Below are 22,530 nucleotides of genomic sequence, written 5' to 3'. Positions count from 1 at the left end.
CACCATGGCCGGATCGCTGTGGCGCGACCGGGACTTCGTGAAGTTCTGGTCCGCCGAAAGCCTGTCGCTGCTGGGTGCGCAGGTCTCGCTCGTCGCGATTCCCCTGCTGGCGGTCACCACGCTGTCCGCCACCCCGCTGCAGATGGGCGCCGTCAACGCCGCCCAGACCGCCCCGTTCCTGCTCTTCACGTTGCTCGCCGGGGTATGGGTGGACCGGGTCCGGCGCCTGCCGCTGCTGCGCGCCGCGAACCTCGGCCGGGCGGTGGTGTACGGCATCATCCCGCTCACCATCATGTTCGACCTCATGAACATCGGGCTGCTCGGCGTGCTCGTCTTCCTCGGCGCGACGCTGACCGTGGTGTTCGACCTGGCCTACCAGTCCTACCTGCCCTCGCTCGTCGGCAACGACCAGCTCATCGACGCCAACGGCCGGCTGGAGGGCAGCCGCTCGTTCGCCCAGGCGGCCGGGCCCGGGCTCGGCGGCCTGCTGGTCGGCATACTGACCGCGCCGATCGCCATCCTCGTCAACGCCGTCACGTACCTCGTCTCGGCGGTGACGCTGCTGACGGTACGCAGCAAGGAACCCGCGCCCGAGCCGGAGCCCGGCCCGCAGACCTCCCTGCTCACCCAGATCGGCCGCGGGGTACGGCTGGCGGTGTCGAACACCTACCTGCGGGCGCTGGGGGCCGAGGCCGCCACCTACAACCTGTTCAACCAGATGCTGTGGGCGGTGCTCATCCTGTTCCTGTCCCGCAGCCTGCACCTGTCCGCGCTCACCATCGGCATCGTGCTCAGCGCCGAGGGGGTCGGCGCGCTGCTGGGCAGCACCGTGGCGGGCCGGCTCAGCCGCCGCTACGGACTGGGCCGCACGCTCATCGCCTCCATTGTCGTGGCGAACCTCGCGCCGCTGCTGATCCCGGTCGCCGGGGGCGGCCCCGCGGTGGCGGCCACCATCGTGGGCCTGGCGCTGTTCGTCAACGGCGCCGGGCTGTCCATCTACGCCATCCAGGCGATCAGCGTCCGGCAGGCCGCCGTCACCTCCGACGTGCTGGGGCGAACCAACGCCGGCTACCGCTTCGCCGTCACCGGCGCCGCGGCGATCGGCGCCGTCGCGGGCGGCGCGCTGGGCGAGTGGACGGGCCTGCGCGCCACCATGGTCGTCGGCGGGCTCGGCACGCTCGCCGCGATCTGGTTCGTCGTGCGCTCCCCCATTCCACGGCTGCGCAACCTCGCCGAGCTGCAGCCCGAGTCCGCCTTCGCCGCCCCGGCGGCCGCAGCAGCAGGAGACCAGCGATGACCGACACCGGGGACCTCGCATCCATCCGGCGCACCCTGCTCGACCTCAAGGCCCGGCGGGACCTGGCCCAGCAGACCGAGCGCGACCGGATCGCCGCAGTGCGCCGGGACGGCCGGCTGGCCGTCTCCGCGCAGCAGCGGTTCCTGTGGTTCCTGCACCAGCTCGCGCCCGAAACGCCGACGTACAACGAGCCGCGGGCCTGGCGGCTGCGCGGCGAGCTCGACGTCGCGGCGCTGCGCGAGGCGTTGCGCGCCACCGTCGCTCGCCACGAGAGCCAGCGCACCCGGTTCGGCGACGAGCACGGCGTGCCGTACCAGGTGATCGACCCGCCGCCCGACGCGTGGCCGCTGCCGGTGCACGAGGGCACGGAGGCGGGCATCGCCGACTGGCTCGACGCCGGGACGCGGGCGCCGTTCGACCTGCGCCACGGGCCGCTGCTGCGCACGTCGCTGCTGCGCATCGCGCCCGACGAGCACGTGCTGCTGCTCGTGTGGCACCACATCATCATCGACGGCTGGTCGATGAAGCTGCTCGTCGAGGAAATCGCGGCCCGCTACGCCGCGGCGGTGTCCGGCGCCGGCGCGACCTGGCCGGCGCCGGCGGTGCAGCCCGTCGACCACGCGGCGTGGCAGCGCCGATGGCTGGACGGCGACGAGGCCGAGCGGCAGATCGGCCACTGGCGCACCACGCTGGCCGGGCTGGAGCCGCTGGACGTGCCGACGGACCGGCCGCGCCCCGCCCGCCCGACGGGGGCCGGCGCCACGCTGCAGACCCTGCTGCCGCGGGCCCTCGCCGACGACCTGCGCGCGCTGGCCCGGGCCGAGGGCGTGTCGCTGCTGGCCGTGCTGCTGGCCGGATTCCAGGCGGTGCTGGGCCGCTACACCGGCCAGCGGGACATCGCGCTGGGCACGGTGATGTCGGGCCGGACCCGCCCGGAGCTCGAACCGATGGCCGGGATGTTCGCCAACACCGTGGTGGTGCGCGGGCGGCTCGACGGCGATCCGACGTTCCGTGAGCTCGCCCACCGCGGCCACGACACCCTGCTGGAGGCCATCGCCAACCAGGACGTGCCCTTCGGCACCGTCGTCGAGCGGCTCGAGCCCGAGCGGCTGCCGGGCCGCAACCCGCTGTTCCAGCACGTGTTCACGCTCGTGCCGGCGCCGATGGTGACCCGGGCGGAGTTTTCCCGGCTCGCCGCGCAGCCGCTGACCCGCGGGCCGGGCACGAGCCGGTTCGAGCTGTCGGTGCAGGTCACCGACGCGCCGGAGGGCGACCTGGAGGTGTGGATCGAGTACTCCACCGAGGTCTTCGACGCCGACCGGATCGAGCGGCTGGTCGAGCACTTCACCACCCTGCTCACCGCGGCGGTGGCCGCGCCCGGCTCCCCGGTCGACGGCCTGGAGCTGCTCGGCGCCGCCGAACGCGCCCAGGTCCTCACCGGCTGGAACCCGCCGCCCGCCGGTCCCGGCGGCGGGCTGCTGCACGAACTCGTCGCGGCCCGGGTGAGCGAGGCGCCCGACCGCGTCGCGATGCGCTTCGCCGGCCGCGACCTGACCTACGGCGAGCTGGACCGGCGCGCGAACCGCCTGGCGCACGTGCTCACCGACGAGTACAAGGCCCGCGGGCGCGTCGTGGCGGTCCTGCTGGAGCGCGGGTTCGGGCTGCCGGTCGCCGAGCTCGGCGCGCTCAAGGCCGGTGCCGCCTGGCTCGCGCTCGACCCGCAGTACCCGGCGGAGCGGCTCGCCTACCAGCTCGCCGACGCCGATGCGGCCGTCGTGGTGAGCACCGCGGACCTCGCCGACCGGCTGCCCGCGGACACGCCCCGCCTGCTGCTCGACGCGGGCTTGGACGCGGGCTTGGACACGGGCTCTGCCGGGGTGCCGGACACGCCGCCCGCGGTCGCCGTCGAGCCCGAGGACACCGCCTACGTCATCTACACGTCGGGCTCCACCGGGCGGCCCAAGGGCGTGATGGTGCCGCACCGCGCCATCGTCAACTTCACCACCGCGTTCGGCTCGCTGTTCGGCGTCACACCGGCCGACCGCGTCCTGCAGTTCTCCAACCCGGCCTTCGACGTGAGCGTCTCGGACATCTTCTCGACGCTGACCGCCGGTGCGACCATCGTCGGCGCGCCGCGCGCGGAGCTGCTCGACCCGGAGGCGCTGCAGCGGCTGCTCGCCGCCGAAGGGGTGTCCATCGTGGACATCCCGCCGCCGGTGCTGGGTCTGCTCGATCCGCAGCCGCTGACCGCGCTGCGGATCCTGTTCATCGGCATGGAGCCCTTCGGCGCGGAGCTGGTGAACCGCTGGTCCCGGCCGGGCCGGGAGTTCCACAACGGGTACGGCCCGACGGAGGTGACGGTGACCTGCGTGGACTATCGCTGCCCGGACACGCCGCTGGACGGCCCGCCGCCGATCGGCCGGGCGATGGCCAACCAGCGAGCGTACGTGCTGGACCGGCAGCTGCGGCCGGTACCCATCGGGGTCGACGGCGAGCTGCACATGGCGGGCGCCGGGCTGGCCCACGGCTACCTCGGGCGGCCCGACCTCACCGCCGACAAGTTCCTCCCGGACCCGTTCGCGCCCGGCCCGGGCGAGCGGATGTACGCCACCGGCGACCTGGTGCGCTGGAACGCGGACGGCCAGCTGGAGTTCCGGGGCCGCGTCGACCGGCAGGTGAAGCTGCGCGGGCTGCGCGTGGAGCTCGGCGAGGTCGAGCACGTGCTGGCCGGGCACCCGGGCGTGCGCCAGACCGCGGTCGTGGTCAAGGAGCCCGGCACCCCGCGGGCGCGGCTGATCGGCTACCTGGTGGCGGAACCGGGCGCCGGCCCCGATCTCGACGCCGTGCGCGCCCACGCCACCGAGCGGCTGCCGCTGCACATGATCCCGGCCGCGCTGGTCGTGCTCGACGCGCTGCCGCTCACCCCGACCGGCAAGCTCGATCAGGCCCGCCTGCCCGACCCGGAACCCGAGCCCGGGGCGCGGTACGTCGCCCCGGACACCGACAAGCAGCGCCGCCTCGCCGAGATCTGGCAGTCGCTGCTCGGCCTGGACGACGGGCGCGTCGGCACCCAGGACAGCTTCTTCGCCCTCGGCGGCAACTCGCTGCAGGTCACCCAGCTCATTTCGCGCATCCGCGACGCGTTCCAGGTGACCCTCGAACCCCGCCAGCTGTTCACGCACCCGCTGCTGGGCCAGCTCGCCGTCGAGATCGAGCACGCCCAGGGTCAGCTGCTGCACGACGACGAGGTCGCGGCGCTCGAGGCGGAGATCGCCGAGCTGTCCGAGGAGGAGCTGGATCGGCTGCTGGGCGGGGCGAGCTGATGGACGCGCTCATCGAGCTCACCGCCGAGCAGGAGCAGTTCCGCGCCGAGCTGTGCGAGCTGCTGTGCCAGGACGCCGTCCGCGATGAGGTCGCCCGGTCGCGGCGGCTGCCCTACGGGCAGGAGACCGGCCTGCTGGACGTGCACCGCCGGCTCGGCGAGCGCGGCCTGCTCGCGGTGAACTGGCCGGTCGAGTACGGCGGCCGGGGCGGCACCATCGTGGAGAAGGCCATCCTCACCGAGGAGCTGATCCTGCACGGGGTGCCGGACACGGTGCACACGCTCGGCATCGACATCGTCGGCCTGGCGGTGTTCCTGTACGGCACGCCGGAGCAACGGGCCCGCCTGCTGCCCGGGCTCGCGCGCGGCGACACCACGGCCAGCGTACTGTTCAGCGAGCCGGGCATCGGCTCGGACCTCGCCTCGCTCACCACCCGGGCCGAACCCGATGGCGACGGCTGGCGGCTGTACGGGCGCAAGCGCTACAGCATGAAGACGCACCAGTCCGACTTCGCCCTGTGCGCCGCCCGGACGTCGGCCGGGCCGGTCGCGTACCACGGCATCACCCTGTTCCTCGTCCCGCTGCGCAGCGTCGGCGTGCACATCGATCCGTTGTGGAACCTCTCCGAGGAGCGCTTCGACGACGTCACGCTCGACGGCATCCGCGTGACCCGCGCCGACGTGCTCGGCGAGGTCGACGACGGCTGGCAGGTCGTCAACCGGGTCCTGCCGCTGGAGCGCACCGGCATCGACTCGGCGGCGAAGGCGGACCGGCTGCTCGACGCGCTGCTGCGGCAGGCGGCCGCGACCGGGCGGCTGACCGAACCCGCGTACGCGCAGCGGCTGCTCGACCTCGACGCGCGCGTGCGCGCCGCCCGCCTGCTCGCCTGGCGGTGCGTGCTGCACCTGCGCGACGGGCGCCCGGACGAGGTGGACTCCGCCACCGCGAAGTGGTACGCCTCCGAGGTCGCCAAGGAGCTGGCCGGGCTGGCCCTCGAGGTCACCGGCCTCGACGGCGTGCTGGACGCGCGCGACGCCGCGGCGGTGGCCGACGGCGTGTTCGACGCGGCGTTGCGCGAGGCGCCGGGCCTCACGCTCGCCGCGGGGACGTCGGAGATCATGCTGTACTTCGTCGGGACCTCGGGATTGGGGCTGCCCTCGTGAACGCGTTCGCGGAGTTCCTCGATGCGCAGCTGGCGCCGCTGGTACGGCGGATGGCGGACCGGCCGCGCCGGCCGGACGAGGACGCCGAACTGCGCGACGTGCGGGCCGTGGTCTGGCAGGGGCTGGTCGGGATCGGGCTGCCGGCGGCGCAGACCGACCTCGTCGCGCTGGCCGAGCTTCTGGGGTCGGTGGTCTACCAGGGCCCGCTGCTCGACACCGTCACGGCCGGCGAGCTGCTGGCCCACGCCGGGCTGCCCGGCCTGATCGGCCGGCACGACGCGGCCGCGCTGGCGATCCGCGCGCACGGCACCGCCGACCCGGCCGACCTCGCCCCGGTCGCCGAGGCAGACGGGCGGCTCACCGCCCGGCGCTGCTTCGTGGGCTTCGCCGGCGAGGTCGAGCACCTCGTGGTCATCGGCGACCGGCTCGCGCTCGTGCCGCGCGAGCACCCGACGGTGACGCTGCGCCGATACGAGGAGACGGGCCGCGGCGAGCTCTTCGACGTCCGCTTCGCCGGCACGCCGGTCACCGCCTGGATCGGCGGCGGGGAGCACTGGCGGGCGGCGCTGGCAACCGCCCGCATCCGCCAGGCCGCGTACCTCGTCGGCCTCGGCCAGGGCGCGCTCGACCTCGCCGTCGCCTACGCCACCGAGCGCCGCCAGTTCGGCCAGCCGATCGGGCGGTTCCAGGCCCTCGCGTTCCGGCTCGCCGAACTGCGTATCCGCATCGACGCCGCCCGCCTGCTGACCCGGGCCGCGGCGCGGGACGCCGACCGCGGGCACGACGTCCGGCTGGCCGCCGCGCAGAGCCTGGCCACCGCCGCCGAGCTCGCCCGGGCCGTCACGACCGCGGCGATGCAGATCCACGGTGCGGCCGGGATGACGTCGGACAGCGACGCGCAGTTGTTCTACCGGCGGGCGGCGATCGAGTCCCTGTGGCTCGGCTCGCCGACGCAGCTGCGCGCCGCGGCCGCACCGCTGCTGGCCGCCCGCATCGCCACCTGACCCGCCGGCGGGCGGCGGGTCAGGTGGCGGCCAGCCGCCAAGGCCGTCACCAGACCCGCGCTCACGCCCTGGCCGGCCCGGTACGAGGCCGGCCTCCCGGACGAAGGACCGGCCGGCGGGAGTCGACCGCGGTGCGGTCGCCGCGGGCCCAGCGTTCGCCCGCCGGCAGGGTCACGCCGGCTCCTGGACGGCCGCCACGTACGGCCGGCCCTCGTTCCAGGCGGCGACCTGCTCCGGCCGGCCGAACACCTGCAGGTAGTCCTCGACCGCGCCCAGGGCGGTGGCGCCGACGTCATACGCGTCGAACTCCGCCTCACCGTCGCCGACGAACGCGTCCAGCGGCTCCACGACGGTGTCGAGGCTCGGGTGGACGAACACGGCGGCGGAGCGCCGGGTGACGCTGCCGCCGGCGACCACCCGATGGCGGCCCGGCCTGAGCAGCCCGTTGGTCCAGGTCGTCAGCAGCGAGCCGGTGAACACCTGCAGCGCGCCGGGCACGATCGGCACCGGCACCCATGTGCCGTCGGCGCGCTGGCCCTGCAGGCCCGCGTAGTCGCCCTCCTGGTGCAGCACGGTGAGCACCGAGTTGTCGGCGTGCTCGAGCAGCAGCAGCTTCTCCTCGTCGGCAGCGGGGTCCGGGTACGTCCACGTCGGGTAGTCGTTGACGACGAACGTGGTGTACTCGGGCCGGTGCCACGGGAACGTCTCGACCGGCACGCCGATCGCCCGCGCGTACACGGCCAGGACCCGGCGCGCGACGCCGACGTAGGCGTCGTGGTAGGCGCGGGCGACCTCGCGCAGCCCCGGCTCCTGCGGGGGCCAGACGTTGGCGTGGGCGAAGAGGCCAAGGTACCGCTGCGGCACCCCGGCCGCGGCGGCGCTCGCGGGGTCGTCGTACTGGCCGAAGCTGAACCGCTCCAGCTCCAGCCGTCCGTAGTCGTCGGGCCACTGCCGCCAGCCGCGGTACGGGTGTGCGGTCGGGCTGGCCAGCTGCTCCTTCTCCCCGCGCGGCAGGGCCAGGATCCGGCCGACACGCCGGTGGAAGTCCTCGATGAGCGGCTGCGGCACGCCGTGGTTGACGACCTGGATGATGCCCAGCCGCTCGCCGGCGGCACGGACGCCGGCGAGCTGCGGGCTGCCGGGCTCGGCCGCGGCGGCCGACTCCAGGTCGATGACCGGAACGCTGGTGACGTCGATGGTCATGGTCGCTCCTCTCAGTGCAGGGCGGTGTCGATGATGCCGGCGAGGGTGGCCGGCCCGGTGTCGTCGACCGTGCTGACCGATGCCTGCGGCGACGCCTGCGTGAAGCGGGCGACCTCGGCGTCGGTGAGCGCGCCGCCGCGGCTGCGCACGAGCAGCGGCGGGTGGCGCAGGGCCGCCAGGCGCTCCCACAGCGGACCGTCCTGCGGTGCGGGGCCGGGCAGCGAGTCCACCAGCACGAGCCGGGCGATCGCGCCCGGGTTGCGGGTGGCCGCGAACAGCGCGACACGCGCGCCGAGCCCACGGGCGAGGACCAGCCTGTGCCGCGGCGCGAACGAGCCGATCGCCTCGACGACGGGCCGGGCGAGCCGGCCGGGATCGGGGTGCTCCGCCGGCGTGCCGCTGGAGCGGCCGTGGCCCGGCAGGTCCAGCGCGGCCGCCGGGCGATCCACAGTGGACAGCAGCGGGTCGAAGGTGCGGGCGTCGGCGCCCTCGTCGTGCAGCAGCACGATCTCGGGGGCGGCGGTGCCCCAGACGACGGCACTCACGTGGCCGCCGGCGGTGACGTTCACCCAGCGGCGGATGACGGCCGGTGGGCGCTCGGAGCTGGCGAGCAGGTCGGCGAACTCGTTCTCGACCGCTCGGGCTTGGACGGTCATGCGGGGACTCCTCCGATCGAGGTGCTGGATATCGAGGTGTTGGATGTCGAGGTAATGGATATCGAGGTGATGGAATCGGTGCGGGGCAGGGCCGCCGGGTCCAGATGGCACCGGACGGTGTGCCGCGGCCCGAGTTGCGTGTCGGGCGGCGCGGTGGTGTCGCACAGCCCTTCGATGCGCCGGAAGCACGCCGCGAAGAAGCGGCAGCCGGCCGCCGGGGCGAGGGCGGGCGGGGCGGGCCGCCCGGCGCCGACGAGCGCCGCGGTGTAGGGGTGGTGCGGCCCGGCGAGGACCGCGTGGGCCGGGCCCTGCTCGACCAGGACGCCGCGGTACAGCACCGCGATCCGGTCGGCGAGGTACCCGACCACGGCGAGGTCGTGCGAGATGAACAGGTACGACGTCCCGGTGCGTTCCCGCTGCTCGGCGAGGACCTCCAGCACCGCGGCCTGCACGCTGACGTCGAGCGCGGAGACCGGCTCGTCGCAGATGACCAGCGCGGGGCGCCCGGCGAAGCTGCGGGCGATCGCGACCCGCTGCCGCTGGCCGCCGGAGAGCCGGTCGGGCCGGCGGTCCAGCAGCTCGCCGTCGAGCCGGGTGCGCGCGGCGAGGGTGTCCACGTCCGGTTCGCCGCCGAGCGTGCGCCGGGCGCGTTCGAGGATGCGCCGCACGGTCTGGGCCGGGTTCAGGGTGGTGTCGGGGTCCTGGAACACCATCTGGATGCGCCGCCGCACGTCCGGATCCCGGCGCGCGAGCCGGGCGGGCAGGTCGGCCCCGGCGAAGCGCAGCCGCCCGGTGCCGTCGGGGTGCAGACCGGCGATCGCCCGGGCCAGCGTGGTCTTGCCGCTGCCGGACTCGCCGACCAGGCCCACCACCTCGCCCCGGCCGATGGTGAGGTCGACGCGCTCGAGCACGGCCGTGCCCGCGTAGGCGCGGGTCAGGTCGTGCACCTCCAGCAGGGGCTCTGCCACCGGTACCGCTGCCGGGACCGCCACCGCCGTCTCCGCCCGCCGCCGCGGCGCGGTCCGGGGGTGCACGCACGCCACCGCCCGCCCGCCGGGCAGGTCCGCCGGGGCGGGCTCGGCCGGGGCGCAGGCGCTGTCGGCGACGGGGCAGCGGGCGGCGAACACGCAACCGGCGACCGGATCGCCCGGCAGCGGCGGCCGGCCCGGGATCGCGGCCAGCCGCCGGACGGTGCGCGGGACGCCGCGGCGCGGGGCGCTGTCGAGCAGCCCGGCGGTGTAGGGATGGGCGGGATCGGCGAGCACCTCCGCGGCGGGCCCGGACTCGACCAGGCGGCCCGCGTACAGCACCCCGACCCGGTCGCAGTGCCGCCCGACGAGCTCGAGGTCGTGGCTGATGAGCACCACGGCCGCGGACAGTTCGGCGCGCAGCCGGGCGAGCAGGTCCAGCACCTCGGCCTGCGTGGCGGCGTCCAGCCCGGTCGTCGGCTCGTCGAGCACGAGCAGCCGGGGCCGCGCCGCGAGCACGGCGGCGATCATGACACGCTGCCGCTGCCCGCCGGAGAGCTGGTGCGGGTAGCGGCGTGCGGCACCGCCTGGCAGGCCGACGCGGTCCAGCAGGCCGACGGCCTCCGCGGCGGCGGCGCGCCGGCCCAGGCCGCGCAGCCGCAGCACCTCGGCGACCTGCGCACCGATCCGCATGGTCGGGTCCAGCGCGCCGGCGCCGTCCTGGTGCACGAACGCGATGCCACCACGGCGCCACCGGCGCAGCGCGGCCGCGTCGAGCGCGAGCACGTCGACGCCGTCCACGGTGACCCGGCCGCCGGCGTGCCGCCCGCCGGGCCGCAGGTGCCCGCCGAGCAGGTACCCGAGCGTCGTCTTGCCGCACCCGGACTCGCCGACGAGCCCGAACGTCTCGCCCGGCGCGACGGCGAAGGACACCTCGCGCAGCACCGTCGCCGGACCGTAGGCGGCCGACAGCGCCTCGACCAGCAGCCCGGCGCTCACCGCGCCGCCTCCAGCCGGTGCCGCAGCGCGTCGCTGAACAGCGCGACCGCGACGACCAGCGAGCCGATGGCCAGCGCCGGGGCGAGCACGGTCCACGGCGCGACCTGGAGCCAGACGCGGTTGTCGGAGACCGCCGCCCCCCACTCCGGCGAGCCCGGCGGCTGGCCGAGGCCCAGGAACGACAGGGTCGCGGCGGCGAACACGGCGTCGCCGAGCCGGCTGGTGGCCTCGACGAGCACCGTGCCCCGGATGTTGGGCAGGATCTCGCGGGCCATCAGCGACGGCAGCGGCTCGCCGCGCAGCCGGGCCGCGTCGACGTAGGGCTTCTCCCGCTCGACCAGGGTGGCGGCGCGCACCGACCGGGCCACGATCGGCACGAACGCGGCCCCGACGACGAGCACGACCACGAGCGGCGAGCGGCCGAGCAGCGCGATGAACAGCACCGCGGCGATGACCGTCGGGAACACCACCACCGCGTCGAGGACGCGCATGACGATGTCGTCGAACCAGCCGCGCACGGTACCGCTGACGAGCCCCACGATCGTGCCGGCCAGCACGCCGAGCGCGGTCGCCAGGGGCGCGACGAGCAGCACCGGGCGCGCCCCGGCGAGGACCCGCGACAGCACGTCCCGGCCGAACTGGTCGGTGCCGAGCCAGTGCCCGGGGCCCGGCGGCCGGAACCGCAGCGCGGGGTCCTGCAGGGCGGGGTCGTGGGGTACCAGGTGCGGCCAGAGCAGGGCGACCGCCGCCCACAGCAGGATCACCGCTGCCGAGACCCGGGCAGTCATGCCGGCACCGCCAGGCGGACCCGGGGGTCGAGCAGCCGGTAGGTGATGTCGGCCAGCAGCGTCACGGTCAGGTACGCCAGGCCGAGCACCATCGCGGTCGCCTGCAGCGTGGGCACGTCCCGGTCGACGGCCGACTGCAGCAGCAGCGCGCCGAGGCCGGGATAGTTGAACAGCAGCTCGACCACGACGAGGCCGCCGAGCAGGAACTGCAGCTGCACGCCGAGCGCGCTGGCCGCCGGGACGGTGGCGTTACGCAGCACGTGCCGGGCGAGGATGCGGGCCGGGGGCGTGCCGCGCAGCCGGGCGGCGCGCACGTAGCCGCCGTCGACGACGGCGATCGTGCTCGCCCGCACGTGCCGGGCCACGTATCCGGTGCAGAGCAGCACCAGCGACAGCGCGGGCAGGAACAGGCGGGCGAGCACCGCGAACGGGCCGTCGCCGGGCGCCGGCTGGGCCGAGACCGGGAACCAATGCAGCTGCACGGCGAAGACCACCAGCAGCACCACCCCGGTGACGAACTCGGGGATCGCGCCCAGCGCGAGCCCGACGCCGCTGACGGCGCGGTCCAGCCAGGTGTCGTGCCGCGAGCCGGCGAGGAGCCCGGCGCCCAGGGCGACCGGGACGAGCAGCACGAAGGCGAACACGGCGAGGGTGAGCGAGGCGGCGAGCCGGTCGCGCACGAGCCCGGCGACGGGCTCGCCCAGCGTGTAGGACGTGCCCCAGTCGCCGGTGAGGAAGTGCCCGAGCCACCGGCCGTAGCGCAGCCAGAGGGGGTCGTCGAGGCCGAGGCGGTGGTTGTATTGCGCGACCGCCTCGGCGCTCGCCTCCCGGCCGAGCACGGTGCGCCCGACGTCGCCCGGCAGCACGTCGGTGGCGAGGAAGACCAGGACGGAGACGCCCGCCAGGGTGAGCGGGACGGCAGCGAGGCGGCGCAGCAGGAACGTCCGCATCGGCTCAGGCCCTCGACACCGAGCCGAAGTCGACGTACTGCGCGGGATGCGCCTGCACGCCGCGGAACTTCTTGCCCCGGTACGCCCGGACCGCGCCGGACCAGTAGGCGACGATGACGGGGACGTCCTCGTGCAGGATCTTCGCGATGGTCGCGGCGGCGGTCTTGCGCTCGGCGTCGGTGCTCGCCGAGTCGTAGGCGTCCGCGGCGGCGTCGAGGGCCGGGTTGGCGTACTTGGAGCCGTTCCACGTGCCGCCGGACTTCACCATCGGGATGACGAGCTGGCTCGGCACCGCCCGGCCCGCCCAGCCGACGAGGTTGGCCTGGGTGAACAGCCACGGCGTGTCCTTGGCCTGGTCGCCGCCGTAGAAGTCCTTCGATGAGCGCTGGTCGAGTTCGACGGTGATGCCGGCCTGCTTGAGCTGGTTCTGGACGGTGACCGCGTAGTCCTTGTCGGGCGGCTCGAAGGTGAGCGTGAAGCGCAGGTCGGTGACGCCCGCGGTCTTGAGCAACTCGGCGACCTTGGCCTTGTCCAGCGCCCGCTGCGGCAGGTCCGTGGGGGCGGCCGGGAACAGCGGGGCCAGCAGGTGGTCGTTGCCGAGGTCGCCGACGCCGTTGCCGATCGACTGCAGGATGGCGGGGCGGCCCAGGGCGAAGGCGACCGCCTGGCGCACCTCCTTGCGGTCGAACGGCGGCTGGTCGGTGCGCAGGGTCAGCACGGTGACGCTGGTGCCCTTGACCGTGTCGACGTCGAGCGCGCCGGTGCTCGCCAGCGGCTGGGCGAGGCCGGGCCGGCTGAGGATCTGCACGTCGATGTCGCCGCCCTGCAGCGCGAGCAGGTCCGCCTGGTCGTCCGCGTAGAACTTGAACTCGACGCCGTCGAGGTAGGGCCGGCCGGGGTCCCAGTAGCGATCGTTGCGCACGAGCGTGGCGCCGGTCGAGGCGTTGTAGGACTTGAGCACGAACGGGCCGGTGCCGACGCCGCCCTTGGTGAAGTCGCCGGCGTAGTCGCGCTTGAGGATCACCGCGTTGTAGTTGCCGGCCGAGACGAGGTAGGGGAAGTCGGAGAACGGCCGCTCGAGCGCGAACTCGACGACGCCGGGGCCGGGGACGCGCACGCCGCCGGCCGCGAGCACGGTGGCGAATGCCGAGAGCGCCGCGGACTTGCTCCCCGGGTCCAGCAGCCGGTCGAAGGAGGCCTTCACCGTCTCGGCGTCGACCGGGGTGCCGTCGGAGAACGTCACGCCGCCGCGCAGCTTGAACGTCCAGCGCTTGCCGCCCTCGGCGGACTGCCACGACTCGGCCAGCCGGGGCACGAGCTTGAAGTCGCGGTCGAGCCAGATCAGGTACTCGGCGACGAGCTGCACGATGGCGATCGCGGTCCCGTCGTACATGGTCACCGGGTCGACGGCGGTGGGCGGCGGCGGCGAACCTGCGCGCAGCGTCCCGCCCCGCTTCGGCGGCGCGCCGTCCGACTCCTGCGCCACCGGCTCCTCGCTCACCCCGCAGGCGCTGAGCAGCGCGGCTACGCCGCTCGCCCCGATCCCGGCCAAGAGCTGACGGCGATCCACGGCAGCCTTCAAAAGTCGACTATCCATATCTGCATAATAGGAAAATAGCCGTCGATGCGTCCCTCAATCCCATATCGCGGAACACCGGCGGTCCCGGTCCAGGCCGCGATCCGGGCCCGGGGTGCAGCTGTCCGGCTCTACGAGCCGGACGGCTGCACCCGCCCTATTACGGTGCCGCGGAGCCCGACGGCCTGCCCAGGTCCCGGGCGGACAGGGCGCTGAGCAGCGTGTCGTCGATGACCTCGCGCTGCGCGTCGCTGCCGCCGAGGCGGACCCACTCACCGGTGCGGCGGGAGATGAGCTCGACCGTCAGCGCGTAGTCGCCACGGACGTAGGCGCTCAGCGCCCGCACGAGCACCGCGGCGAGGTCGAAGGCCGGTTCGGCGCGGCCGGTGGCGTACCGGCGCAGGGCCTCCAGCCGGTCGAGGTCGCCGGCGGCGGCCAGCGCAAGGGCGGCGTGCAGGGCGATGAACGCCGTCCGGGGCTCGCGCAGCAACTCGTCCGGCACCGTGCCCAGCACCGCCTCGATCGGCACGGGCTGCGGCGGTGCGTTGAGCACGTGACACCGCCACAGCAGCGACGCCGAGTCGACGAGGGCCCGCACGCCGCTGACCGACCGCGGCGACAGCTGTGCCCCGAGGCGGGCCGACACGCTGGGCCAGCGTTCGAGGGCGATGTCGTGCAGTGCCGCGTGCCACGAGTAGTGCGCACCCTGGAACGCGTCGCGTCCCGGGCCCTCGATCCAGGCGTCGAGCCAGGCGAGGCCCTCGCGGTGCTCGCCCGTCTCGTAGTACACGTGGCTGCGGGCGTGGGCCGCGTGGCCCCCGGCCGGGTCGGCGGCGAGTGCCCGGTCGGCGAGGTCCGCGCTCTGGGCCCACCGGTGCTGCTCCTGCCGGACGAACGCGAGCAGCCCGAGGTACCACCAGTCCTCGCCGTACACCGGGGCCAGCCGCTCGACGATGGCCCAGGCGTGCTGCGGCACCTGCGTGGCCCCGCCGAACGCGATCGTCGGGACGCAGGCGTTGACGACGAGGGCGTCGCGCGGGAACTCGTCGATGTGCGCGAGCAGCCCCGTCGGGTCGTTGTCCCGGACGCGGCCGGCGACGGCCCGCAGCAGGCTGCCGGTGCGGGCGTCGGTGCGCCCCTGCGCGGCCCGTTCGGCCTCGGCCAGGGCCGAGCGCGCGTCGGCACCGATGACCCCCTCGACGGCCAGGAGCGCGCGCACCGTGTGCGCGAGCGCGAACGACGGGTCCTCGGCGCTCGCCGCGGCCAGCGCCTCCTCCGCACCCTGCTGCACGCGCAGGACGCGCCGCACCGCGTCGTCGAAGTGCTCGGCGGCCCGCGCGGTGGTGAGCAGCGGCAGGCCGTACTGGTCGCGGCGAACGAGGCGGGCCGGGCCGCGGCGCGGGGACGGCGTGTCGCGCAGGCGCTCGGCGAGGGCGAGGGCCTGGGCCCGGATCTCCGGGATCGCGGTGGACTCCAGCAGCTGACCGCGGCGCGGGCTCCCAAGCGTCCACAGCCCCGGGACCCGGTTGCCGTAGGCGTCGCGCAGCTGGCCGTCGCCGGTGGTGGCCCAGCCCATCCCCAGGTGCCCGGTGGTGACGTAGCCCTCGGCGAACAGCTGCTGGATCAGCGGATTCGTCGAGCCGGCCAGGTCGGGGTCGGGCCCGGTGGTGTTGACGATCCAGGTGCCGGGAGCGGCCGCGGCGATGGCGACCGACGGGTGCTCGGTCGTGATCGCGAGCCGGCCCTCGGCCCGCAGGCCCGCGATCGCGTCGGCGACCGCGGGCGCCATGCGGTGCCGGGCGTTGTCCCAGCGCCGCAGGTCCCGGCGCAGGAACTCGCGCCGCTCGGCCTCGGGCAGGCCGCCCCAGATCGCCTGCGTGTGGGGGCGCAGGCCGTCGACGGCCGGACGCCAGTCCCCGGTCGCGGCGACCGACTCGCGGATGCGGCGATGCACCAGCCGCCGCAGCTGCTTGACCGTCGCGGGCAGCTCGGTGCCGTCCAGCGGCATCGGCGGCCGGACCTCGCGCGTGTGGGCGAACGGCAGGAGGCCGTTGCGCGAGGTGGCGACGATCGGCCGCCGGGTGCGGGGCGCGAGCGACACGGCGACGTCGACCGCGGTCAGCCCGGTGCCGACGATGAGGACCGGGTCGTCGGGCCCGACGCCGTCCAGCGCACCGGGCCGCCACGGGTCGGCGACGAACCGGGGCTGGCCGCGCAGGCGGCGCGGCACCCACGCCTGGGCCGGAGGCTCGATGCCGATGGCGAGCACGACCTCCGTCGCGACCACCGGGGCGGCTCCGTCGATGGTGATCGTCCAGCCGTCGGGGTTGCGGTGCACGCCGTTGGCCCGGCCGCGGATCAGCCGGACGTCCGCCTGGTCGCCGCCGGCCGCCTCCCCGGCCAGAGCGGCCAGATAGTCCCCGAAGGCGGCGCGGGCCACGAAGTCGTCGCCGGTCACGTCGGTGCGCCCGGTGGCGACCAGCCAGCGCGTGAAGTGCTCGGGCCGGTCCGGCCAGGCGCTCATCGCGGCGGCCCGGACGTTGAGCAGGTGCGCCGGGTCCGGCGTCCGGTACGCCACACCGCTGCCGAGACCGCCCGGGCCGCGGTCGATCAGCGCGACCCGGAGCCGGCCGGACGCCAGCCGCGACAGGTGCGCGAGGACCAGCGCCCCGGCCGCCCCGCCGCCGACGATCGCCACATCGACGTCACTCACGTTCCACCCACTATCTCGACCAAGGTCACCGGCGCTACCATACTTACCCTCTTTTTCCTGGGTCCGGCGACGCATTCCCGCCGACCCGCTCGTCCCCCGCAAGGGAATCCGTGCGTCCTGGCGGCCGGCCGGGTTGAGACCCCCCGCACAATAGACGCATGACACATTTTCCCTATCGGTTTAGGTGGTTATTGTTCACGGCATGACCGAACCGAGCAACGCCCCCGAGCCGAATCCGTCCAACGAACCGCAGCTGCCCACACGAAGGCGCAGCCGCTGGCCCGTGATCACCGCCATTACCGCCGTCGTGATCGCGGCCGTGGTCGTCGTCGTCGTCGCCGTGACCCGCGGCGGCGACGACGACACCGACGCCAAGACCGTCCGCATTGGCGTCACCGACGCGTCGCAGCCGTACTGGAAGACCTATGCGGACCTCGCCAAGCAGCGGCTCAACGTCACCGTGAAGTACGTGAACTTCAACGACTACAGCCAGCCCAACCCGGCGTTGAAGGAGAAGCAGCTCGAGCTCAACGAGTTCCAGCACATCCAGTACCTCGCCAACTACAACACGACCGCGCACGACGACCTGCAGCCGATCGGCGCGACGGCCGTCTACCCGCTGCCGCTGTACTCCCTGAACTACACGTCGCCGTCGGCCATCCCGGACGGCGCGAAGGTGGCGATCCCCAACGACGCCATCAACCAGGCCCGCGGGCTGCTGGTGCTGCAGGCGGCCGGCCTGGTCACGCTGAAGAACGGCGGCAGCGCGTTCTCCAGCACGGCCGACATCGCCACGAAGAAGGTCGACGTCGTCACCCTCGACGCCTCGCAGACCGCCGGGGCGCTCAAGAGCGGCTCGGTCGTGGCCGCCATCGTGAACAACAACTACGCCACCAGCGCCGGGCTGCCGCACACCGCGGCGGTGTTCCAGGACGACCCGGCCAGCGCGAGCGCGGCGCCGTACGTCAACATCTTCGTCGCCCGCGCGGCCGACAAGGACAACCCGACGTACCTGAAGCTCGCCGAGCTCTACCACGACCCGGCGGTCGAGCAGGGCGTGCAGGAGTCCAACGGCGGCACGGCCATCTTCCGCAAGGTCGCGCCGGCTGAGCTCCAGTCGCTGCTCAAGACCGTCCAGGACCAGGCGGTAGCGGCGGGTAAGAAGTAGCCGTGCCGCACGTACGGCTCGACCGCGTCACGAAGGCGTTCACCCGGGGCCGCAACGGCGCCCGGGTGAACGCCCTCGACGACGTCAGCCTCGAGGTCGCCAAGGGCGAGGTGTTCGGCGTCATCGGCCAGTCGGGCGCCGGCAAGAGCACGCTCATCCGGCTCGTCAACGGCCTCGAGTCGCCGACGAGCGGGCGGGTGTTCGTCGGCGACCGCGAGGTCTCGGCACTGTCCGAAGGGGACAGACGCGGGGTCCGGCGCGACATCGGCATGATCTTCCAGCAGTTCAACCTGTTCCGCTCCCGGACCGTGGCGGGCAACGTGGCGTACCCGCTGAAGGTCGCCGGCGTGCCGAGGGCGGAACGGGACCGGCGGGTGGCTCGGCTGCTCGACTTCGTGGGACTGCTCGACCGCGCGCACGATCACCCCGAGCAGCTCTCCGGCGGGCAGAAGCAGCGCGTCGGCATCGCCCGGGCGCTGGCGACCGAGCCCTCGCTGCTGCTGGCCGACGAGGCCACCAGCGCACTCGACCCGCGCACCACCGGCGAGGTGCTCGACCTGCTCGGGCGGGTCAACCGCGAGCTCGGGGTGACGATCGTGCTCATCACCCACGAGTTGGACGTGATCCGTGCCGTCGCCGACCGGGTCGCGGTCATGGACGGCGGCCGGATCGCCGAGGCGGGCACCGTGTACGACGTGTTCGCGCAGCCCCGGAGTACCGCCGCCGCCGACTTCGTGCGGGGCGCGTTGCGGGACCGCCCGTCGGCGGCCACCCTGCAGCGGTTGCGCCGCACGCACAGCGGGCGCCTCGTCAGCGTGGCGATCCGCGACCGCACCGGCTTCCAGACCGCGCTGGCCAAGACGTTCCTGGCGCACAACGTGGCCGCGGACATCGTCTTCGGCGGCATCAGCGAGCTGCAGGAGCGCGCGGTCGGCAGCCTCACCTTCGAGCTGACCGGCCCCGCCGAGGGCATCGACGCGGCGCTGGCCGCCCTGCGCGCCGACGGCGTCGATGTGGCCGAGGAGGACTGATCGTGGACGAGTTCATCACCAACCTGCCGGTGTTCCGCGACGCGATCTGGCAGACGTTCTACATCGTCATCATCTCGGTCGTCGCCGGCGGCGTGCTCGGGCTGGTGCTCGGATTGACGCTGTACGCCACCCGCCCGGGCAGCCTGCTGTCGAACCGGGCGGTCTTCATCACCGTCAACATTCTCGTCAACGTGGTGCGCCCGATCCCGTTCGTCATCTTCCTCACCGCGATCCAGCCCCTCATGCTGGTCACGATCGGCACGACCATCGGCACGAACGCGGTCACCCTCGCACTGTCGCTCGCCGCGGCCTTCGCGGTGAGCCGCATCATCGAGCAGAACCTGCTGGCGGTCGAGCCCGGGGTCGTCGAGGCCGCCCGGGCCGCCGGCGCCCGACCGATCAGCATCCTGCTCACCGTCGTCGTCCCCGAGGCGCTGGGGCCGGTCATCCTCGGGTACACCTTCATCTTCGTCGGCGTCGTGGACATGTCGGCGCAGGCGGGTCTCTTCGGCGGCGGCGGCCTCGGCGACTTCGCGGTCACCTACGGCTCGCAGCGTTACAACTGGCCGGTCGTGTACATCACCGTCGCCACGATCATCGTGATCGTCCAGGCCGGCCAGTTCCTCGGCAACGCCCTGGCCCGCCGCGCCCTGCGCCGCTAGGAGCGCGTCGCGCCGCGCGGCGGGGGGCGATCACGAGCCCCTGGGGCTCAGCTGCCGAGCAGGAAGCGGGACAGCACGCGGGTGCCGAACTCGAGACCCTCGACCGGCACCCGCTCGTCCACGCCGTGAAAGAGCGACGTGAAGTCCAGCTCCGGCGGCAGCCGCAGCGGCGCGAAGCCGAAGTTGCGGATGCCGAGCAGTTGAAAGGACTTGGCGTCGGTGCCGGCGGAGAGCATGTACGGCAGCAGCCGCGCCCCCGGGTCCTCAGCGGAGATCGCCGAGGTCATCGCGTCGACGAGGCGCCCGTCGAAGGTCGTCTCCACCGGTGGGAGCTGGTCCCAGTCCATCTCGATATCCGGCCCGAGGACCTCGGCCAGGGTCTTCTCGAAGGCCGCCTCGCGGCCGGGCAGCATCCGCCCGTCGACGGTCGCCTCGGCCAGCGACGGCACCACGTTCGTCTTGTACCCGGCGTTGAACATGGTCACGTTGGCGGTGTCGCGCAGGGTGGCGCCGATGAGCCGGGCCACCGAACCGAGCCGGGCGACGGCCGTCTCCGGGTCGTCGGGGTCGAACGGCACCCCGGTCAGCTCGGCCACACCCTCCAGGAACTCGCGGGTCGCGCCGGTGAGCACGATCGGGAACCGGTGGGCGTCGAGGCGGGCCACGGCGGCGGCGAGCTTGGCCACGGCGTTGTCGGTGTGCACCATGGAGCCGTGGCCGGCGGTGCCGCGGACCTTGAGCCGCAGCCACATGATGCCCTTCTGGGCGGTCTCCACGAGGTAGGCGCGCACGCCGTCGGCGAGGGTCAGCGAGAACCCGCCGACCTCGCTGACCGCCTCGGTCACGCCGTCGAAGAGGTCCGGCCGGTGGTTGACGAGCCAGCGGGCGCCGTGGAAGCCGCCGGCCTCCTCGTCGGCGAGGAAGGCGAGCACGATGTCCCGGGGCGGCACCGTCCCGTCGCGTTTGAACTGGCGGGCGACGGCGAGGGTCATGGCGACCATGTGCTTCATGTCGATGGCGCCGCGGCCCCACACGTACCCGTCACGGATTTCGCCGGAGAACGGGTGCACGGACCACTCGGCGGGGTCGGCCGGCACCACGTCGAGGTGGCCGTGCACGAGCAGCGCGCCACGACCCGGATCCGCGCCGGCCAGCCGGGCGACGACGTTGCCGCGGCCGGGGCCGGACTCGACGTAGTGCGGCTCGAACCCGACCTCGGCGAGCTTCTCCGCGACGTACTCGGCGGCGACTCGCTCGCCGGCCAGGGTCGCCGGATCGCCGGTGTTCGTCGTGTCGATCCGGATCAGGTCGCTCGTCAGGGCGGCGACCTCATCCGCGGCGGTGCTCGGACGCGGGCTCGGTGTCATCCGACTATCCTACTATATCGATAGGATATTCCAGTGCGCGCTCGGACCCGGCGGGCCTTCCCTCAGTACACCCGGAAGTCGAACGCGCCCGTGAACTGCTGCGTGCGCCCGGCGACGACCGTCAGGGTGCCGGTCCAGGGGCCGGCCGACGGCACGTTGACGGAGCTGCCGGAGAACGTGACCGGGGTCGGCTCGCCGGGGCGGACCGCGCCGGGGATCCGGTAGGGGAACCGGACCTCCAGTGCCCGCACCGGCCCGCCGGCCTGGCTCAGCACGAGCTGCAGCGACTGGGCGGGCGGCGTGGCGTCGGTGCGCCCGGCAACGGTGATCCGCAGGCGCTGCGGGCCGCGCCGCACCGGCGCGATGTCGACGGTCACGGCGTAGGGGCCGATCGCGGCGTCGATGTGCCGCTCGGGGGCGTAGGCCGCCTCGGCCGGGGTGATCGAGGACAGCACGCCGGACACGACCACGACGGCGGCGCCGGTGGCGGCCTCGAGGCGGACCCGGCCGCGGAGGCGGGCCGTCTGCCCCGGGGCCGGCCGGGCATCGGCGTCCGCGGGGCCGGCGAGGGCGATCTGCCGGCGGACCCAGCGGTTGCCGGTCGCGCCCAGGGCCACCATCGCGCCGACGAGCAGCAGCTTGGCGGCCAGCACGAACCCGTACGCCGTGGTCAGCAGGGCGCCGGGATAGCGGACCTCGACGAGCGACTGCAGCAGCCCGGAGGCCAGCAGTGCGACCACCGCCCCGGCGGCGTACCCGGACCACCGCGGCAGCCGCCGCAGCCGTTCGCCGGTGATGCGCCGCCGCAGCAGCAGCCACCCGAGGGCGGCCAGCCCCCCGAGCCAGGCGGTCATGGCGGTCACGTGCAGCAGCGTCGAGGCGAGCTGCCACCACGCCCCGCCGCCGCCGTGGCCGTTGCGCACCACGCTGCCGAGCACGGCGAGCGCGAGCAGGCCGCCGGCCGTCCAGCGCACCCGCCCGGCCGCGGGCCGGTCCGGGGGCGGCAGCACCCCGGCCACCGCCGCCAGCAGCGCCAGGCGCACCCAGATCGCCGCGCAGTACGAGGAGCCGGCGAACCCGGCCAGGGCCGCCCAGCTCGCCCCGCCGTGGCCGGCGGAGGACTGCCACAGGTACTGCAGCACGGCCTGCGCCAGCGAGCCGGCCGCGGCCACCGCCGCACCGGCCCGGGCCGCCCGCCACAGGATCCGCCGTTCGCCCTCGTCGGCTCCCAGCACCAGGGCGGCGGGGACGAGGCCGAGGGCGGCGACGAGGCCGAGGTACACCAGGGCCTTGCCGGCGGCGGCGCCGAGCGCCCATCCGGTGCCCGGCGTGCGGCCGGACGGCGGGACGGGGATCGCGGTCGCGGGCACGCCGTAGCCGAACTGGATCGAGCCGCCGACCGGGTGCGTGTCGGCCGACACCACCGACCAGCTGACGATGTACACGCCCCGGGGCAGGCCTTCGCGCAGCCCGATGACGAGGGTGCGGCGGCCGGGCTCGAGCCTAGCCGGGCCGGCGTCGACCCGCCCGCCGTCCTCGGCGACCGCGGTCGCGGCGTCGGCCGCCGGCGGCAGCGTCACCGGCTCGTCAAACGTGACCCGCACGGCCGACGGCGCCGCCTGCAGCTGCGCGCCGTTGGCGGGGTCGGTGGCGACCACGTAC

General features: G+C 74.5%; 16 protein-coding genes. 7 read left to right on the top strand and 9 right to left on the bottom strand.

What is annotated here, in order from left to right:
- Positions 1–4 precede the first annotated feature (4 nt).
- The 4 genes from AB0M46_RS43545 to AB0M46_RS43530 are packed head-to-tail and all read left to right on the top strand — an operon-like array spanning position 5 to position 6,787.
- Positions 5–1,297, top strand: coding sequence for an MFS transporter (locus AB0M46_RS43545; RefSeq protein WP_363346079.1), 1,293 nt, complete (start codon positions 5–7; stop codon positions 1,295–1,297).
- Positions 1,294–4,620 carry an amino acid adenylation domain-containing protein gene (locus tag AB0M46_RS43540; protein WP_363346077.1) on the top strand — a complete coding sequence of 1,109 codons (3,327 nt, stop codon included), beginning with the start codon at positions 1,294–1,296 and terminating at the stop codon, positions 4,618–4,620. The genes AB0M46_RS43545 and AB0M46_RS43540 overlap by 4 nt, the downstream gene beginning before the upstream one ends.
- Positions 4,620–5,783, top strand: a complete 1,164-nt coding sequence (locus AB0M46_RS43535; protein WP_363346075.1) for an acyl-CoA dehydrogenase family protein — start codon at positions 4,620–4,622, stop codon at positions 5,781–5,783. The genes AB0M46_RS43540 and AB0M46_RS43535 overlap by 1 nt, the downstream gene beginning before the upstream one ends.
- A complete protein-coding gene (locus AB0M46_RS43530) occupies positions 5,780–6,787 on the top strand; it encodes an acyl-CoA dehydrogenase family protein (protein ID WP_363346073.1) in 1,008 nt (335 codons plus the stop codon). The genes AB0M46_RS43535 and AB0M46_RS43530 overlap by 4 nt, the downstream gene beginning before the upstream one ends.
- Before the next feature lie 171 nt (positions 6,788–6,958).
- On the opposite strand, the gene AB0M46_RS43525 is transcribed toward AB0M46_RS43530, so the two are convergent.
- The 7 genes from AB0M46_RS43525 to AB0M46_RS43495 form a co-directional block, all read right to left on the bottom strand.
- A complete protein-coding gene (locus AB0M46_RS43525) occupies positions 6,959–7,990 on the bottom strand; it encodes a 2OG-Fe(II) oxygenase family protein (RefSeq protein WP_363346071.1) in 1,032 nt (343 codons plus the stop codon).
- Positions 7,991–8,001: 11 nt separating this feature from the next.
- Positions 8,002–8,646 (bottom strand): alpha/beta fold hydrolase, encoded by a 645-nt coding sequence (locus AB0M46_RS43520; protein ID WP_363346069.1) that lies wholly within the window; start codon positions 8,644–8,646, stop codon positions 8,002–8,004.
- Complete coding sequence (locus AB0M46_RS43515; RefSeq protein WP_363346067.1) at positions 8,643–10,613, bottom strand: ABC transporter ATP-binding protein; 1,971 nt, start codon at positions 10,611–10,613, stop codon at positions 8,643–8,645. Before AB0M46_RS43515 ends, AB0M46_RS43520 begins: the two co-directional genes overlap by 4 nt.
- Positions 10,610–11,401 carry an ABC transporter permease gene (locus AB0M46_RS43510; protein ID WP_363346065.1) on the bottom strand — a complete coding sequence of 264 codons (792 nt, stop codon included), beginning with the start codon at positions 11,399–11,401 and terminating at the stop codon, positions 10,610–10,612. The genes AB0M46_RS43515 and AB0M46_RS43510 overlap by 4 nt, the downstream gene beginning before the upstream one ends.
- A complete protein-coding gene (locus AB0M46_RS43505) occupies positions 11,398–12,351 on the bottom strand; it encodes an ABC transporter permease (RefSeq protein WP_363346063.1) in 954 nt (317 codons plus the stop codon). Before AB0M46_RS43505 ends, AB0M46_RS43510 begins: the two co-directional genes overlap by 4 nt.
- A gap of 4 nt (positions 12,352–12,355) precedes the next feature.
- Positions 12,356–13,921 (bottom strand): ABC transporter substrate-binding protein, encoded by a 1,566-nt coding sequence (locus AB0M46_RS43500; protein ID WP_363346061.1) that lies wholly within the window; start codon positions 13,919–13,921, stop codon positions 12,356–12,358.
- Positions 13,922–14,087: 166 nt separating this feature from the next.
- Positions 14,088–16,640 carry an FAD/NAD(P)-binding protein gene (locus AB0M46_RS43495; RefSeq protein ID WP_363346059.1) on the bottom strand — a complete coding sequence of 851 codons (2,553 nt, stop codon included), beginning with the start codon at positions 16,638–16,640 and terminating at the stop codon, positions 14,088–14,090.
- A 202-nt stretch (positions 16,641–16,842) separates the two neighbouring features.
- On the opposite strand from AB0M46_RS43495, the gene AB0M46_RS43490 reads away from it, so the two are divergent.
- From AB0M46_RS43490 to AB0M46_RS43480, 3 genes are read left to right on the top strand one after another with little or no spacing between them, the layout of a single operon-like run.
- Positions 16,843–17,808, top strand: a complete 966-nt coding sequence (locus tag AB0M46_RS43490) for a MetQ/NlpA family ABC transporter substrate-binding protein (RefSeq protein ID WP_363346057.1) — start codon at positions 16,843–16,845, stop codon at positions 17,806–17,808.
- Between the two features lie 2 nt (positions 17,809–17,810).
- Positions 17,811–18,839, top strand: coding sequence for a methionine ABC transporter ATP-binding protein (locus AB0M46_RS43485; RefSeq protein ID WP_363346055.1), 1,029 nt, complete (start codon positions 17,811–17,813; stop codon positions 18,837–18,839).
- Between the two features lie 2 nt (positions 18,840–18,841).
- Positions 18,842–19,501 carry an ABC transporter permease subunit gene (locus tag AB0M46_RS43480; RefSeq protein ID WP_363346053.1) on the top strand — a complete coding sequence of 220 codons (660 nt, stop codon included), beginning with the start codon at positions 18,842–18,844 and terminating at the stop codon, positions 19,499–19,501.
- 47 nt (positions 19,502–19,548) lie between these two features.
- On the opposite strand, the gene AB0M46_RS43475 is transcribed toward AB0M46_RS43480, so the two are convergent.
- Positions 19,549–20,868 (bottom strand): M20/M25/M40 family metallo-hydrolase, encoded by a 1,320-nt coding sequence (locus tag AB0M46_RS43475; protein WP_363346051.1) that lies wholly within the window; start codon positions 20,866–20,868, stop codon positions 19,549–19,551.
- Positions 20,869–20,930: 62 nt separating this feature from the next.
- A partial coding sequence (locus AB0M46_RS43470) for a copper resistance protein CopC (protein ID WP_363346049.1) occupies positions 20,931–22,530 on the bottom strand: 1,600 nt, incomplete at its 5' end.

This window comes from Dactylosporangium sp. NPDC051485, from assembly GCF_040682015.1.
GTDB lineage: Bacteria > Actinomycetota > Actinomycetes > Mycobacteriales > Micromonosporaceae > Dactylosporangium.
Note: the sequence above shows the minus strand (reverse complement) of the source record. Positions and strands in the feature narration are given on the sequence as shown.